General features: G+C 36.7%; 15 protein-coding genes. 7 read left to right on the top strand and 8 right to left on the bottom strand.

The window, feature by feature from the left end; genetic code table 11:
- The first annotated feature begins 57 nt into the window (after nucleotides 1–57).
- The 4 genes from map to D7029_RS15220 all read left to right on the top strand — a co-directional run bounded on the left by map (nucleotide 58) and on the right by D7029_RS15220 (nucleotide 4,971).
- Nucleotides 58–855, top strand: a complete 798-nt coding sequence (gene map / locus D7029_RS15205; RefSeq protein WP_194951130.1) for a type I methionyl aminopeptidase — start codon at nucleotides 58–60, stop codon at nucleotides 853–855.
- Nucleotides 856–1,009: 154 nt separating this feature from the next.
- Nucleotides 1,010–3,655: a bifunctional uridylyltransferase/uridylyl-removing protein GlnD gene (gene glnD / locus D7029_RS15210; RefSeq protein ID WP_194951131.1), complete on the top strand. Its 2,646-nt coding sequence runs from the start codon at nucleotides 1,010–1,012 to the stop codon at nucleotides 3,653–3,655.
- A gap of 34 nt (nucleotides 3,656–3,689) precedes the next feature.
- On the top strand, nucleotides 3,690–4,514 hold the full coding sequence (gene dapD / locus D7029_RS15215; protein WP_194951132.1) for a 2,3,4,5-tetrahydropyridine-2,6-dicarboxylate N-succinyltransferase: 825 nt from the start codon (nucleotides 3,690–3,692) through the stop codon (nucleotides 4,512–4,514).
- A gap of 70 nt (nucleotides 4,515–4,584) precedes the next feature.
- Nucleotides 4,585–4,971: a DUF3461 family protein gene (locus D7029_RS15220; protein WP_006535910.1), complete on the top strand. Its 387-nt coding sequence runs from the start codon at nucleotides 4,585–4,587 to the stop codon at nucleotides 4,969–4,971.
- Nucleotides 4,972–5,115: 144 nt separating this feature from the next.
- Here D7029_RS15220 and D7029_RS15225 read toward each other — a convergent pair whose 3' ends face one another.
- The 6 genes from D7029_RS15225 to syd all read right to left on the bottom strand — a co-directional run bounded on the left by D7029_RS15225 (nucleotide 5,116) and on the right by syd (nucleotide 11,196).
- Nucleotides 5,116–5,559, bottom strand: coding sequence for a flavodoxin (locus tag D7029_RS15225; RefSeq protein ID WP_194951133.1), 444 nt, complete (start codon nucleotides 5,557–5,559; stop codon nucleotides 5,116–5,118).
- An 88-nt stretch (nucleotides 5,560–5,647) separates the two neighbouring features.
- Entirely contained in the window at nucleotides 5,648–7,174 is a 1,527-nt protein-coding gene (locus D7029_RS15230) for a hypothetical protein (RefSeq protein WP_194951134.1), read from the bottom strand.
- 157 nt (nucleotides 7,175–7,331) lie between these two features.
- Entirely contained in the window at nucleotides 7,332–8,777 is a 1,446-nt protein-coding gene (gene ptsG / locus D7029_RS15235) for a PTS glucose transporter subunit IIBC (protein ID WP_088494691.1), read from the bottom strand.
- A 302-nt stretch (nucleotides 8,778–9,079) separates the two neighbouring features.
- Entirely contained in the window at nucleotides 9,080–9,844 is a 765-nt protein-coding gene (gene truC / locus D7029_RS15240; RefSeq protein WP_194951135.1) for a tRNA pseudouridine(65) synthase TruC, read from the bottom strand.
- Nucleotides 9,845–9,852: 8 nt separating this feature from the next.
- Nucleotides 9,853–10,176 (bottom strand): YqcC family protein, encoded by a 324-nt coding sequence (locus D7029_RS15245; protein ID WP_098942002.1) that lies wholly within the window; start codon nucleotides 10,174–10,176, stop codon nucleotides 9,853–9,855.
- A gap of 468 nt (nucleotides 10,177–10,644) precedes the next feature.
- Complete coding sequence (gene syd, locus D7029_RS15250) at nucleotides 10,645–11,196, bottom strand: SecY-interacting protein (RefSeq protein WP_194951136.1); 552 nt, start codon at nucleotides 11,194–11,196, stop codon at nucleotides 10,645–10,647.
- Nucleotides 11,197–11,352: 156 nt separating this feature from the next.
- Between syd and queF the strand changes: the two genes are divergently transcribed.
- The 3 genes from queF to xni all read left to right on the top strand — a co-directional run bounded on the left by queF (nucleotide 11,353) and on the right by xni (nucleotide 14,413).
- A complete protein-coding gene (gene queF / locus D7029_RS15255; protein WP_165122473.1) occupies nucleotides 11,353–12,198 on the top strand; it encodes an NADPH-dependent 7-cyano-7-deazaguanine reductase QueF in 846 nt (281 codons plus the stop codon).
- Between the two features lie 91 nt (nucleotides 12,199–12,289).
- Entirely contained in the window at nucleotides 12,290–13,657 is a 1,368-nt protein-coding gene (ppnN, locus tag D7029_RS15260; RefSeq protein WP_036913815.1) for a nucleotide 5'-monophosphate nucleosidase PpnN, read from the top strand.
- Nucleotides 13,658–13,663: 6 nt separating this feature from the next.
- Nucleotides 13,664–14,413 carry a flap endonuclease Xni gene (gene xni, locus D7029_RS15265; protein ID WP_194951137.1) on the top strand — a complete coding sequence of 250 codons (750 nt, stop codon included), beginning with the start codon at nucleotides 13,664–13,666 and terminating at the stop codon, nucleotides 14,411–14,413.
- Between the two features lie 130 nt (nucleotides 14,414–14,543).
- Here the strand turns inward: xni and rlmM are convergent, their stop codons facing one another.
- The gene (gene rlmM / locus D7029_RS15270; protein ID WP_194951138.1) at nucleotides 14,544–15,641 is read right to left on the bottom strand and encodes a 23S rRNA (cytidine(2498)-2'-O)-methyltransferase RlmM; all 1,098 of its coding nucleotides are present in this window, start codon (nucleotides 15,639–15,641) and stop codon (nucleotides 14,544–14,546) included.
- A complete protein-coding gene (locus D7029_RS15275; RefSeq protein ID WP_075671732.1) occupies nucleotides 15,634–16,029 on the bottom strand; it encodes a DUF423 domain-containing protein in 396 nt (131 codons plus the stop codon). The genes rlmM and D7029_RS15275 overlap by 8 nt, the downstream gene beginning before the upstream one ends.
- Nucleotides 16,030–16,039 lie beyond the last annotated feature (10 nt).

Here is a 16,039-nt window from a genome sequence, read left to right on the forward strand (position 1 = left end):
CAACAAAGCGTGTTATCTAATTCGTATTGTGGCTTTTAATCTAGACGAAGAACTCAAATGGCTATTGTAATCAAGACAGAAGAAGATATTCAAAAAATGCGCGTCGCAGGTCGTCTTGCGGCAGAAGTTCTTGAAATTATCGCACCGTTCGTAAAACCTGGCGTAAACACCGCTGAATTAGACCGTATTTGTCACGAACATATTGTTAACGCACAACAGGCTATTCCTGCTTGTCTTAACTATCATGGTTTTCCTAAATCGGTCTGTATTTCGGTTAACGATGTTATTTGCCACGGTATTCCTAGTGAAGAAAAAATCCTTAAAGATGGCGATATCGTTAATATTGACGTCACTGTGATTAAAGATGGTTTTCATGGCGATACCTCAAAAATGTTTATTGTAGGTAAACCAACAATCCAAGGTGAACGCTTATGTCGTATCACTCAGGAAAGCCTCTACCTTGCCATTAAAATGGTTAAACCGGGCATTCGCTTACGTGAACTTGGCAAAGCAATTCAAAAATTTGTTGAAGGTCATGACTATTCTGTTGTTCGCGAATATTGCGGCCATGGTATTGGTGAAGGATTCCATGAAGAACCTCAAGTTCTACATTATGATGCAGATGATAGCGGTGTTGTGTTACAAAAAGGCATGGCATTCACTATCGAGCCAATGGTAAACACTGGTGATTACCGTATTCGTACAATGAAAGATGGCTGGACTGTTAAAACCAAAGACAGAGGTTGGTCAGCACAGTACGAACACACATTAGTTGTTACCGATAATGGCTGTGAAATCATGACATTACGCAAAGAAGAAGAGCCATTTATTTCTGCGGTATTAATCAACGAATAAGCTTCTTTAGCTAAAAATGTAAAAGCGACATATTTTTTCGAGATGTGTCGCTTTTTTTATTTTATTTGCTGTGAAATGGCAGAATCACTAGTCAGGTTATCGTTTTAACATTAGTCTTAATGTCATAAGCAAACATTGAGAAAGAAGACGCATAATGACTAATAAAAACGCATTTCAAACACCGCCCCCTTCCCCTTTTTTGCTGACAGAAAATACCCAAAATTGTGCTGAGCTGAAGCAATCAATCGAACAATTTCAGTCTTGGTTAACAGATGCTTTTCATCATGATGTTGATGTGGCTTTATTACTTCAAGCTCGTAGCCATTTCATTGACCAACTCTTAACACAATTGTGGCACTTTACACAGCTATCTGATTATTCTGATCTTAGTATCATTGCTGTTGGTGGTTACGGTAGACAAGAATTACATCCGCTTTCTGATATTGACCTTCTCTTTTTAAGTGAAGCTCCTTTATCACCAAAGGCTGAAGATAAAGTCAGCAAACTCATTACACTACTGTGGGATGTACGCCTTGAAATTGGTGCCAGTGTTAGAACCATGGAAGAATGTCTTTTAGAAGGTCTTTCAGATTTAACGGTTGCAACAAACTTACTAGAAGCTCGCCTTATTTGTGGGAATAACTCGCTTTACCAGCAATTAATTAATCATATTTTTAGCCCCGGTTTTTGGCCATCACCTGATTTTTTCGCTGCAAAAGTTGAAGAACAAAAGCAAAGACATCAGCGATATCATAGCACTAGTTACAATCTAGAACCTGATATCAAAAGTAGCCCCGGTGGACTGCGCGATATCCACACTTTGATTTGGGTAGCACATCGCCATTTTGGTGCGGCATCAGTTTCAGAGATGGTAAATTTTGGCTTTTTAACGCCCGCTGAAGGACAAGAGTTATTAGAGTGTCAATACACACTATGGAAAATTCGTTTTGCTCTCCATCTTGTGCTTTCTCGCTATGACAATCGACTTTTGTTTGATAGACAACTCAATGTTGCCCAACTTTTAAATTATGAAGGTGAAGGCAATCAGCCTGTTGAAAAAATGATGAAGGATTATTATCGCGTAACTCGTCGTGTTAGTGAGTTAAATGATATGTTACTTCAGCTATTTGACGAAGCTATTCTTGCTCTGCAACCTAATGTAAAACCGCGTCCATTAGACAGTGAATTTCAGCTACGAGGTTCGTTAATTGATGTTGTTGATGACAGTTGCTTCCTCGATGATCCTATCGCTATTATGCGCCTCTTTTTGCGTATGGCTGAGCATAAAGAGATCACTGGAATTTATTCAACAACACTCCGCCATTTACGTTATGCTCGCCGGCATTTAGTACAGCCGTTATGTGAGTACCCACTCGCACGTCAAGTTTTTATGCAGATATTACGTCACCCTCGTGCGGTTTCTGGTGCATTTGTCCCAATGCATAAACACAGTGTACTCGCGGCTTATTTCCCGCAATGGAATAATATTGTAGGGCAAATGCAGTTTGATTTATTTCATGCCTACACCGTTGATGAACACACTATTCGTGTTTTACAAAAACTTGAAAGCTTTGCTTCTTATGAAAACCATGAAAAACATCCGCTTTGTGTTGATATTTACCCCAAACTGCCTCAACTTGAATTATTACGTTTAGCTGCACTCTTTCATGATATTGCCAAAGGTCGCCATGGTGATCATTCCGTATTAGGCGCTCAAGACGTTGCTCATTTTGCTCAGCAACATGGTTTAAATCAGAGAGAATCAGCTTTAGTTGAGTGGCTTGTTAGTCATCACTTACTTATGTCTGTCACCGCGCAACGACGCGATATTCAAGATCCTGACATTATTTTTCAGTTTGCATCGGAAGTAAAAAATGAAAGCCGATTACGTTATCTTTTGTGCTTAACTGTTGCTGATATCTGTGCGACCAACAGCAGTCTGTGGAATAGCTGGAAACAGAGCTTATTACGTGAACTTTATCTATCAACAGAAAGCCAGTTACGCCAAGGTATGCACTCTATTCCCGACTTACGTGAACGTATTCGACATCATCGTTTGCAAGCACTAACTATTTTACGAATGGAACAAGTCGATGAAGAGAAATTGCAAGCAATTTGGGGGCGCTGCCATGCCGACTATTTTTTACGGCATACACCAGAACAAATTGCATGGCATGCACTTGCATTAATTGAGCATAATAGCGCTGAGCCAATGGTACTAATCAGTCAACAAACCGAACATGGTGGCACTGAAATCTTTATTTGGTGTGCTGATAGACCTTCCCTTTTTGCATCTGTTGCAGGTGAATTAGATAGACGTAATTTAAGTATCCATAACGCTCAAATTTTTACTAACCGCGATAATATGGCTATGGACACTTTTATTGTGTTAGAGCCTAATGGTAAACCACTGGCGATTGATAGATATAATGCAATCCGCAACGCTCTTATCCAAGTCGTATCCGCCCCTTATAACGCCAATGCCAAAACTCGCTCATTACCTGCCAAATTGCGCCATTTTGACGTTCCAACAAAAATTAATTTTATAGCCTCTAATCATAATAAACGTACCTATATGGAGCTATTTGCACGCGATCGTCCGGGATTATTAGCAATTATTGGTAAAGTTTTTGCTGATCTTTCACTTTCATTGCATGGTGCTCGAATAACCACAATAGGTGAACGTGTTGAGGATTTCTTTGTATTAACCGATAGTGAAAATAAGGCATTAAACCAAAAAATGAAGAATGAAGTCGTAGAAAGGTTGACAAAAGCCCTAGTTTCAAAGGATAAAATATAGGAACCCACGACAATACATATAGGAAATACTATTGATGCAAGCATTACAATCTATTATTGATAACGCCTTCGAACATCGTGCAGATATCACTCCAAACAACGTTGAGCCTCATATTCGTGATGCTATTAATAGCGTTATTGCACTGCTAGACAGCGGAAAACTGCGTGTCGCGGAAAAAATTGACGGTCAGTGGGTGACTCATCAATGGTTAAAAAAAGCGGTTCTACTCTCTTTTCGTATTAATCACAATCAAGTGATAGATGGCAGTGAAAGTCGCTATTTTGACAAAGTGCCTATGAAGTTCGCTGATTATGACCAAGCACGTTTTGAAAAAGAAGGTTTTCGTGTTGTTCCTCCCGCAGCCGTTAGACAAGGGGCTTATATCGCTCGCAACACGGTTTTAATGCCATCTTATGTCAACATTGGTGCTTACGTCGATGAAGGTAGCATGGTTGATACATGGGCAACGGTAGGTTCATGTGCTCAAATCGGTAAAAATGTCCATCTCTCTGGTGGTGTTGGTATCGGCGGCGTGTTAGAACCACTACAAGCAAATCCAACCATTATTGAAGATAACTGCTTTATTGGTGCTCGCTCTGAAATTGTTGAGGGTGTCATTGTCGAAGAAGGCGCTGTTATTTCAATGGGTGTTTATATTGGTCAAAGCACCAAAATTTATGACAGAGAAACAGGCGAAGTACATTATGGCCGAGTTCCAGCAGGCTCTGTTGTTGTGTCAGGCAATTTACCTTCCAAAGATGGAAGCTACAGCCTTTACTGTGCCGTGATCGTGAAAAAAGTTGATGCTAAGACACGTGGGAAAGTAGGTATTAATGAATTGTTAAGAACTATCGACTAATATAAGAACAGCGGATAGAATTAATTCTGTTCGCTATTCTTTCACTCATCTTTCTATCAGGTGCCAATATATGTACGATAATTTAAAAAATTTAGGGATCCCGCATCCTGAAGATATTGACCGCTATACCCTACGCCAAGAAGCTAACAACGATATTTTAAAAATCTATTTTCGCAAAGATAAAGGTGAATTCTTTGCAAAAAGCGTAAAATTTAAATATCCACGCCAACGTAAAACGATTTCTGATGGTCAATCAGGACAAGGCTTTAAAGAAGTAAATGAAATCAATACTAACTTACGTTATGTAATTGAAGAATTAGATCAAATTTGCCAACAAGACCAAGTAGAAGTCGATTTAAAACATAAAATCCTAGACGACTTGCGCCACCTTGAGCATGTTGTCGCAAATAAAATTGCTGAAATTGAAGCTGACTTAGAAAAGCTGACTCGCCGTTAATAACGGGCAATTTTAGCTAATATGCATGTCAGTTTTATAAAAACACCGCTTACTTACTGTATAAAACAGCAAGAAGCGGTGTTTTAAAATCAAAAATATTATTCATTATTTTATTAACCAATTAAATATTGGATTATTGTCTATTTAATCTAATAGGTTAACCCAATTCTCTATCCAATCTATTGCAAATACTTCTGGCTCTGCGACATCCATACCGTCTATTTTTAATACCTCACCAATACGCTTTGCTTGGTGCTCCTGTAACAACTCATCAAATTTCATTCCTGCACCACAAAAATAGTCATAACTACTATCGCCTAAAGCAATCAAGCCATAGCTTAGATTTGGCTGATATCCTACATTATCACGCAGTTCATAAAATAAAGGTGCAATGGTATCAGGTAGATCACCTTGCCCAGTACTTGACGTTATCACAAGTACTGTCGAATATTTTTCCCAATCTGCAAGCGTACCTTCTTCATAAACATTAGCTTGGTGTTTATGTTCAAGTAAAATACGTTGAGCCTCTTCAGCAACTGCTAATGCATTACCGTAAACTGTACCTACAAAAATACCGATTTTAGCCATAATATTTAGTCCACTTAATATTGTTTGATAAATTATAAACTAAACATTAAACATATAATATTTTCAATTCATCCTCAAGAAAACAAATTCACTCATCCTTTTTAAAAAGAGACTGAATAAAATTATCAAGCTTTCTATTTTCTCCATATAAATAACCCAATAAATTTCCAGGATATTTTATTTTAGATAATTTTGATGTAACTATTAAACCAATATCATGAACAGATAAATATTCATTTTCTTCTTTATAGCTCTCAAGATAAGATGATATCTTATTAATTTCATTCTTATAATCAGTTAATAAACTCAAAGATTTATTATATTTTTCAGGAAAGAAGAACTTATATACCTTAGATAAAAAACCTGTTTCCTTTCTTTGTATAAAACCATCTAATAATGATAAGCAATCATTTGTTTTTTCCTTAATATTCATTATTGAATCACAAACTATCTTTTTACTATTATTTTCTAAATAATAAAGCTTACTTTTAAATTCATTGTTGCTCTGACCGACGCATGTAGAGAAATCATTTAATGTCTCTATCTTTCCTTTCAACAAATCTGTATTAGACTTTAGTTTTTTCAGTTTGTGTTCTAAATTATCAACATCTAATTTTAGAATAACATCATCATTAACATTAAAAATGTTATTTTGATAAAATGAATTCAATTCTTTACAATTGCTATTAATTTTATTAAAAGAATTAACCAAATTATTATTAAACAACAGCAAATCATCACATTTATAATGCATTTTTTTTATATTTTCAATTACATTACCATCAATAAAATTGAAAATGTCATTAATTCCCTTAACACTTTCAAAAAAACAGCTATTATCTACTACTTCATGATACTGCCTAATATTCTCATTAAGAAAGTTAAAATGAATTTCAAATTCTGTAATAATACTTTTTATTTTCTCTAAATTATTGTTTCCATTGCTAGATCCACCTGAGTATTGATAAGGCTTGTCATTAGATTGAACATCATAATTAGCAGCCTCTAGCCCCCCAAGCTTAACTAAAAGTATATTATTTTGATTATCTAGTTGATAGGGTAATTCACATCCAATGTTTAACTCACTTGTTTTATTACTAAGCTCTTTAACTAATTGAGATAATGATTTAATCTCAGCTTTGTATAATAATACTTTTTTAAAAAGCATATGTATAGTTGGGCATTTATCTTTATTAAAGATATTATCTTTTAGAGTAGAAGAATTTGTTTTTTTTATTAATTTAGAAATGAAATCTCGCACATTACCGAGTGAATCTAAATTTAAAAATGAAAAGAATTCCTTATCTTCGCGAATAAGAGGAGAGTTAACTTTATGAACATCATTCACTGAAAGAACCTTCGCCAAATGATATGAATTATCTTTAGTATAATCTTTTATGAGATTAATAAGCTCACTTTCCATTTTATGGAAAAAAGCTTTATCTATATAAATATTTTTCCCTGTATCTTTTCCCTTACCCTCTAAAACAAAAAAATCATCTTTAGTTAATGTATTTAAACATTCCGTTATCTCATTCGAAAGTAAAAATTTTGTATTTTCTTTTTTATGATTTACAGGCAAACTATTTACTAAGTCATTAAAGGATATTTTCATCAATTATTTCTCTATTCATTCAAAGTGATAGAAACAATACTATTGAATGATGAAAAATAATTTTAAAAAATAATTATATTTACATCGTTGATAATATATAAAAAACACCTTTATTTATAAAAATAAAGGTGTTTTTATCATTTAACGTTGCTACCTATTATTCCCCTGAATCCAAAGACCTTATGTATTCATCCATTTCAGTTTTTAGATTATCTGACTTAGGACCAAAAATAGCTTGAATACCTGAGCCAACAACCACCACACCAGCTGCTCCCAATCGTTTTAATTCTTCACGATCGACTTTTTCAATTTCTTTAACACCAATACGTAAACGAGTAATACAAGCATCCAAACTACTGATATTGTCTTTACCACCAAACGCAGTGACTAAAGATTGCCCCATCGCGCTTTTATCCGCTTGTTTCGCATTTTTATCTTCCACTTCTCGACCTGGAGTTTTCAGATTTAGTTTCACGATTAAAAAGCGGAAAATAGAGTAATAAGTTATCGCGTAAAGTATGCCAATAATCGGGAACAGATACAGTTTGCTGCTGTTGCCACTTAGTACGATAAAGTCAATTAATCCATGAGAGAAACTTGTACCATCACGCATACCTAACAAGATACAAATAACAAATGCTAAGCCTGCTAAAATAGCGTGAATAACATAAAGAATAGGTGCAACGAACATAAATGAGAATTCGATAGGTTCAGTGATCCCTGTTAAGAAGGCAGTTAATGCCGCAGAAATCATGATACCGCCGACTTTTACACGATTCTCAGGGCGTGCTGAATGCCAAATCGCAATAGCAGCAGCAGGTAAACCAAACATCTTAAATAGAAAACCACCTGATAACATACCCGCAGTTGGGTCACCTGCCATATAGCGAGGAATATCACCGTGGAAGACTTGTCCTGCACTATTTACGTACTCACCCACTTGCATTTGGAACGGCACATTCCAGATATGGTGTAAACCAAATGGCACTAATCCACGCTCTACAACACCATAAATACCAAAGGCAACAGCTGGATTTTGATATGCAGCCCATTCAGAAAAACGCTGGATTGCTGTACCAATAGGAGGCCAAATAAAGGCTAAAATAATCCCAACAAAAATAGCGATCAATCCTGAAATAATAGGAACAAAACGTTTTCCTGCAAAAAATCCTAAATACTCAGGTAATTTGATTCGATAAAAACGGTTAAACATAGAGGCGGCAATAATACCTGCAATAATCCCCCCTAACACCCCTGTGTCAGTAAGGTGTTGAGCCTCAATTTCTGCTGGAGTTAAACCTAAAACCCAAGGAGCAACCACAATCATGGTTTTAGACATGATACCGTAAGCAACTACAGAGGCTAGTGCTGATACCCCGTCATTATTGGTAAAACCTAACGCAACACCAATAGCAAAAATAAGTGGCATATTAGAGAAAACCGAACCACCAGCCTCTGCCATAACTTGAGAGACAGAAGAAGGTATCCATGAAAGATCAGCAGAACCAACCCCTAATAAAATACCGGCAATAGGCAGTACGGATACCGGTAACATCAAGGACTTTCCGATTTTTTGTAAAACAACAAATAGGTTTTTAAACATCAAGCAGACTCCCGGAATGTGGGTTTTTATATGTTGTAAGTTTTTATTTGTTTAAAGTAGTGTGGGCTTTATTTCATAAACTTATCTAATGATAAGTCTTATTTATTTCACATCATAAAATAAATCGCCTGATGAATACATGATAGCTGTCACGTTTCAAAACATGTGATCAGATCAATTAATAGAATTATATATTTTACAAATAGTTAAAATAGACTATAAATTTGCGCAAACCATCAAGACTTAAGTAAAAAAGCCTTGATAGTCACGTATTGAAATCAATATTTAAAATAAGAAAGGAATTAAAAATGATGAGCTAAATCTTCACCATACTGCTCTAATTCAGGCCTTAATCCACGCCAACCAAATTGATTAATAAGGTGTTGCCAAGGCAGATCCCATTTAGCTGTTAAGTTAAGTGGCTGCAATGTAATTGGATGAATTAAGTTTAGATGGCTTGCATGTAACATCAAGCGATGAGATTGAAAATGATTTACAACACCACGGTTTTGACGTAAATCACCATGAGCGGTATCACCAATAATCGGGTGTCGAATATGAGACATATGGCGACGTAATTGATGCTTGCGACCCGTTTCAGGGCGTAGCTCTAATAGGCTAAATCGAGATGTAGGGTAGCGCCCAATCGCAACCTCTTTTTCAACAGTTCCTAATGGCTGGCAATGTGTTACGCAATCTTGAATTTGTGGGGGTTGAGTTGCAAATTTATCTGCAATTTTATCGAGTTCCTCGACCAAAGGACTATCTATAACAGATGCCTCTTCAACATACCCTCGAACAACAGCGTGATAAATTTTTTCTGTTTTATGTTGTTCAAAAGATTGAGAAAGTACTCTAGCAACATCAGAAGAAAGTGCCATTAATAAAACACCTGAAGTAGGCCTATCTAGACGATGCACAGGGAAAACATGTTGCCCAATTTGATCTCTTAATGTCTGCATAACAAACACTGTTTCATGTCTATCTAGCCAACTGCGGTGAACAAGCCAACCCGCAGGTTTATTCACCGCAACAAGATGTTCATCTTGATAAATAATATCTAGCATTATCGGCCTTATGATTTAAACATTGCGTCAAGTTCACGCAAATGATTGAGTAAATCAGTAACATCTCGGCTCTTATCTTCTTTAAATGCTTCTTCGTAATAAGGTGCGATTGCAAATGTATTAGGTAATGGCATTTCGCTTTCAATCATCGATGACAATCTTGGAATTAATACCCACTGTAGCCATTCATGAGCACTCATTGTATCAATACAGAAAGGCTCAACACTTTCAAATGCTTGTTCAGTAGGAGATTCTAATTGCCATAGCTCAATGTTCTTCATCTCTTCTTCAATCAAGAGCAATTTCGCTAAAATGCGTTGTTCTGGTGTCATCATTTATCCCTTATATAAAACTTACGAATAAGGATAACATTGGGATGGAATAGCAGAAAACAAATAAAAAAATAAAAGGAGCCGAAACTCCTTTTAGACAAGAAAAATAGTTGTCTGTACAACACGTGCATCCAAGCAAGACCGTTTTTTATCTATCCCTGTGATTAAGTCCGTATCCACATTAAATGGAAATATCCTATTTCCTGTGTCCTTGATTACTCTACATTTTATCGGTCACCAAGCAGTCCCTTAGTTGGTGGACGTAGAATGCCAATAATTGATTAGTTAAACAACCCACAGAATCAAAACTATTAAAGAGTCATAACTATAAATAAAAACAATAAGTTAATAACTTATTGCTCTACTTAAATAAATCAATTTTATTTTTATCAGTGACAACTTTTTGATAAAAAAACACACTCTTTTTTGTAAGATATATCTCACATGGAAAAAGGTTTATAGACTACATCACTCATTATATACAGCGACTAATTCAGATAGAAAAAGAGATAAATTTTCAGCTAAAACTTCTCTTTTCTTTTTGCCAAAAGTTTCAAGAATGACTTCACCGGAAACATTACACACAGAAATTATTTCATTCTCTGAATCTGTAGTACCAATAAACAATGTGGGTGTAAGTTTTAAACGTTTTTGTGTCACTAAATGACCAATAATATTTTCTTGTAAGCGAATAAAATCTTCTTCACTCCACACTTGGATCAAGCTGAAATCTACCTCTCTAAAACGAACTTGCATATCACCAGCATACTGAGTGGTAAAGTAATCGTGCAATTCAGGACGAATAATAATTCCCATCGCCTTTTCAACTTTTTCTAGTTTATCTGTTCCTACAAAAGGCTGCGGTAACCAGTAAACAACTTCATCGCCTGTTCTTGATATACAAATAGAAGGAACACCATAAAGATCTTCACTTGCAGGAGGTAAGCCTGATTTTTCTTGCCATAAATCAACATATTTTTGCGTAAAGGCTTTTAATTCAGAGGAGATGTTTTCAGTCATGATTATCTGTTTTATCTATTTAAATAAGAATTTCCTTTATGTTACCTGATTATCTCACTAATTCAGAGCATCAAAAATAAAGCATTCATATACTATTGATGTTTCAATAGTATAATTAGCCTTCTTTTATTTTCAGTTAAAGTTAGGATGTAAGTTATGTCTTTATATCAAGGTGATAAATCTCTTGAAGCATTATCTCTGGGCAAAGAGACCCAATATCATGATCAATATGATGCCGGATTATTGCAAGGTGTACCACGTAGCCTAAATCGAGATTCACTCTCTTTAACTGCTGAAAATTTACCTTTTCATGGTGGTGATATTTGGACTATGTATGAACTCTCATGGCTTAATAGCAAAGGCTTACCACAAGTTGCTATTGGTCATGTTGAATTAGATGCAACCACTGAAAATCTTATTGAATCTAAAAGCTTTAAATTATATCTCAACAGTTTTAATCAGACTCGTTTTGAAAGTTGGGATATCGTCGAAGAAACCTTACTTAAAGATTTAACGACTTGTGCTAAAGGTAAAGTTAATCTGACCATTTATCCACTTTCGCATTTTACATCACAACCTATTGTTGATTTTGCTGGAGAGTGTATTGATGAACAAGATATTGAAATTGATAATTATCAGTTTGATGTGCAATGGTTAAACGAATCAACAACCGATAAACAAGTTGAAGAAACCCTTGTCAGCCATCTGTTAAAATCAAATTGCCTTATTACCAATCAACCAGATTGGGGATCAGTCGCTATTCAATATAAGGGTAAAAAGATTGATCGTGAAAAACTACTGCGCTATTTAGTTTCATTTAGACAACATAACGAATTTCATGAACAGTGTGTTGAGCGAATTTTCCACGATATCATGCAATTATGTGCGCCAGAAACATTAACTGTTTATGCAAGATATACACGACGCGGTGGATTAGACATCAATCCTTGGCGTAGTAATTGTGAGTTTGTTCCAGAAATTAGTCGATTAGCCAGACAATAACGGGAATAATGCCTGTATGTTAATATGATCTGTGTTATACCAAGATCAGTTGCACTTCAGTTTGTTATTTCAGGAGAAAAAGGAGTCCTACGTGATAACTCATGTCAGCCCATTAGGTTCCATGGATCTGCTTTCACAGCTAGAAGTTGATATGCTAAAGAGAACCGCAAGCAGTGATCTTTATCAGCTGTTTCGCAATTGTTCTCTCGCTGTTCTCAACTCTGGTAGCCTTACTGATAGTAGTAAAGAACTGTTATCTAAATACCAAGATTTTGATATTAACGTACTGCGCCGTGAACGTGGCGTAAAACTAGAGTTAGTCAATCCTCCTGAAGACGCCTTTGTTGACGGAAAAATTATTCGCTCACTGCAAGCTAACTTATTTGCAGTGCTTCGTGACATATTGTTTGTTCATGGACAGATCACAACCGCAAAACGTGACCTTCACCTGAACTTAGAAAATAGCACTCATATCACTAATACTATTTTCTCGATTTTGCGCAATGCACGAGCCCTTCATATTGATGAAGATCCTAATATGATCGTTTGCTGGGGTGGTCACTCAATTAATGAAACTGAGTACCTTTACGGCAGAAAAGTAGGTAACGAATTAGGATTACGCGAACTCAATATCTGCACAGGCTGTGGACCTGGTGCGATGGAAGCACCAATGAAAGGGGCAGCCGTTGGTCATGCTCAACAACGTTATAAAAATAGTCGTTTTATTGGTATGACAGAGCCTTCAATCATTGCAGCTGAGCCACCAAATCCATTAGTTAACGAACTGATTATTATGCCAGATATTGAAAAACGTCTGGAATCGTTCGTTCGAATTGGACACGGGATTATTATTTTCCCTGGTGGTGTAGGGACAGCGGAAGAATTGCTGTATCTGCTTGGTATTCTTATGTCACCAGAAAACCAAGACCAAGTATTACCACTGATTTTAACTGGCCCTAAAGAAAGCGCGGACTACTTTAATGTATTAGACGATTTTATCGCAAATACATTAGGTGACGAAGCTCGACGCCATTACCAAATTATTATTGATGATGCACCTGAAGTTGCTCGTATCATGAAAAAATATATGCCTTTGGTAAAAGATAATCGTCGCAGTACTGGTGATGCTTATAGCTTTAACTGGTCAATGAAGATCAATGCTGATTTACAGCTTCCTTTTGAACCAACACATGAAAATATGGCATCACTTAACTTAAGTACCGATCAGTCACCTGAGAAATTAGCGGCCGACTTACGTCGTGCGTTCTCGGGTATTGTTGCAGGTAACGTAAAAGAAGTGGGTATGAAGGCGATTGAAGCTTATGGCCCTTATAAAATTCATGGTGATCGTGAAATTATGCGTCGCATGGATATTTTATTAGCGGGCTTTGTTGAGCAACATCGTATGAAACTTCCGGGCGGTACAGCTTACCAGCCATGTTATGAGATTATCAGCTAATTTATTATGATACATTTGCTGATTATTGATGCTTTAAACCTGATCCGCCGCATTCATGCGGCATCAGGTTCTTCCTGCCAGACTGTGTGTGAACAGAGCGTCAACCAACTGCTTGGGCACACACAACCTACTCATGCCGTAGCGGTCTTTGATGAAGATGACAGAGACGGTAGTTGGAGACATCAGCTCTTACCTGATTATAAAGCGGGTCGCACACCAATGCCTGATGACTTACGGCAACAATTACCTGAAATTAAAGCCATGTTGCTTAATTTAGGAATACAGAGCTGGCACTCGGGCGGTGATGAAGCAGATGACGTTGCAGCAACATTGGCAACCAAAGTAGCAAATGCAGGTTTTCGAGTCACGATTATTTCAACGGATAAAGGTTATTGCCAATTACTTTCGCCCTCTATTCGTATACGCGATTATTTTCAACGACGCTGGTTAGATTTAGAGTTTATTAGAGCCGAATTTGGTGTCGAGCCCTCTCAACTTACCGACTATTGGGGATTAACGGGTGTAAGTAGCAGTAAAGTTGCAGGTGTCCCCGGTATCGGACCGAAAAGTGCCACCGAGCTTTTACAAATTCACCCGGATCTAGAATCGCTTTATCAGCATATTGATGATGTCCCTACTAAATGGCAAAACAAACTTATTACTCATAAAGAGTCTGCATTTATCAGCCGAAAAATCACCACATTACGTACTGATATTCAATTAAACGGCAATCTACAACAGTTACGTTTAAAATAACCAATTTCTCAATTATTAAGACTCAACTCACTGATATTTATTTAAATGACTAGCCATTAAAAAGGCGAAGCTTATTAATAGAAGCTTCGCCTTTTATTGTCATCAATAAATCGATGTACTTTACGTGTTTTTAGAATTCACGATCTGGTCGATAAGCCGCCCAAATATTTTGGATATGAACCGTGATCTCTTCTCTATCATGATAAAGGTGCTTAGCTTGGATCTTAACGTTGATCCCTTTTTCTGCTAATTCTGACTTTATTTTTTCAAGGATATGAGAGACTTCCTCATAACGCTTTTTCATTGGCAGTTTTAGGTTAAAGATAGCTTCTCGACACCATTCATTGGCAATCCAAGTCGTCATTAACGCAGCCACTTTAGCTGGTTTTTCAACCATATCACAAACAAGCCATGTGATATTTTTAGAAGTAGGTTCAAATTTAAAGCCATCAACTTGATGATGACGAACTTGCCCTGTATCCATCAAAGATTGTGCCATTGGGCCATTATCAACAGCATGCACCATCATACTGCGTTTCACTAATTGATATGTCCAACCACCAGGGCACGCCCCTAAATCGACCGCTTTCATTCCACTTGCTAAACGCTCTTCCCACTCCTCATAAGGAATGAAAATATGAAATGCTTCTTCAAGTTTCAGTGTCGAACGACTTGGCGCATCAGATGGGAATTTTAATCGAGGAATACCCATATAAAATGCGGAATTATTGAAACTATAAGAGTAGCCAACATAACAACATCCCGGTGCAATAAAAAACACATGGATAATAGGACGGCTAAAATTCTCAACTTTCAGCAAAATTTTCTCATTACGTAAATGATTACGTAATGGCACCGTAAATTTACGGCAGAATTTTAATAATTCCTTGCTTTCGTTAGTGTCTGCAACTTCAACTCGCAATTCACCCGCTTTTTCGACAGCACCTTTTAGCATTCCAACAATTGGTGTAATTCTATCTTCTGGCGGTAAATCTTTAAGTAATTCACCTGTCACAAACATCTGACGAGCAAAAATTAATTCACGGAAATTCACTTCACGCGCGATCTTGTCTGCTTCACCTTCTTGATAGCATTCAAAAATCACATAACCACTTCCTTCTTTAACACGAGGAAAGCCATAAACGCCGATTTGACCTGCTTTATCCGTAATCTCAGCCGCGCACTCTTTTTCAAAACCTTGGCGACAATATAATGCAACTTTATTCATGGCGAGACGCCGGTGCCCTTAGACGCAAAGCGCCAATAAAAATTAAAGCCCAACCAATAAGAAAACTAAATCCACCAATTGGCGTAAAATAAGATAACAACCTAACTTGTGTTAGCGCCATACAATAAAGGCTACCACTGAAAAGTAGAATACCAACACCAAAGAAAATACCTGCCCAATAAAACCATAAAATGGTTTTACGCATTAACATTGCCGCTATTCCGACAAGTAATAAGGTATGGACGATTTGGTAGCGCATCGCTAACTGAATGTAATCCCAATGTTGTGGCGATAAATGAGGTGCCAGCTTATGAGTTGCAAATGCACCAAAAGCAACATAAAAGAAGCCACTAATCGCGGAAAACATAAGCAATGTACGACTATTCACTGTTTATTCC

The sequence above is a fragment of the Proteus vulgaris genome (genome assembly GCF_016647575.1).
In the GTDB taxonomy this organism is placed as follows: Bacteria; Pseudomonadota; Gammaproteobacteria; order Enterobacterales; family Enterobacteriaceae; genus Proteus; species Proteus mirabilis_B.

Excerpts from the sequence above, each read along its gene's own strand:
- D7029_RS15245 (WP_098942002.1), bottom strand. The coding sequence starts at position 10,176 with ATGACACCAGAACAACGCATTTTAGCGAAATTGCTCTTGATTGAAGAA.
- xni (WP_194951137.1), top strand. The coding sequence starts at position 13,664 with ATGATACATTTGCTGATTATTGATGCTTTAAACCTGATCCGCCGCATT.
- D7029_RS15220 (WP_006535910.1), top strand. The coding sequence starts at position 4,585 with ATGTACGATAATTTAAAAAATTTAGGGATCCCGCATCCTGAAGATATT.
- rlmM (WP_194951138.1), bottom strand. The coding sequence starts at position 15,641 with ATGAATAAAGTTGCATTATATTGTCGCCAAGGTTTTGAAAAAGAGTGC.
- ptsG (WP_088494691.1), bottom strand. The coding sequence starts at position 8,777 with ATGTTTAAAAACCTATTTGTTGTTTTACAAAAAATCGGAAAGTCCTTG.
- truC (WP_194951135.1), bottom strand. The coding sequence starts at position 9,844 with ATGCTAGATATTATTTATCAAGATGAACATCTTGTTGCGGTGAATAAA.
- queF (WP_165122473.1), top strand. The coding sequence starts at position 11,353 with ATGTCTTTATATCAAGGTGATAAATCTCTTGAAGCATTATCTCTGGGC.
- dapD (WP_194951132.1), top strand. The coding sequence starts at position 3,690 with ATGCAAGCATTACAATCTATTATTGATAACGCCTTCGAACATCGTGCA.
- D7029_RS15225 (WP_194951133.1), bottom strand. The coding sequence starts at position 5,559 with ATGGCTAAAATCGGTATTTTTGTAGGTACAGTTTACGGTAATGCATTA.
- D7029_RS15230 (WP_194951134.1), bottom strand. The coding sequence starts at position 7,174 with ATGAAAATATCCTTTAATGACTTAGTAAATAGTTTGCCTGTAAATCAT.
- syd (WP_194951136.1), bottom strand. The coding sequence starts at position 11,196 with ATGACTGAAAACATCTCCTCTGAATTAAAAGCCTTTACGCAAAAATAT.
- glnD (WP_194951131.1), top strand. The coding sequence starts at position 1,010 with ATGACTAATAAAAACGCATTTCAAACACCGCCCCCTTCCCCTTTTTTG.
- map (WP_194951130.1), top strand. The coding sequence starts at position 58 with ATGGCTATTGTAATCAAGACAGAAGAAGATATTCAAAAAATGCGCGTC.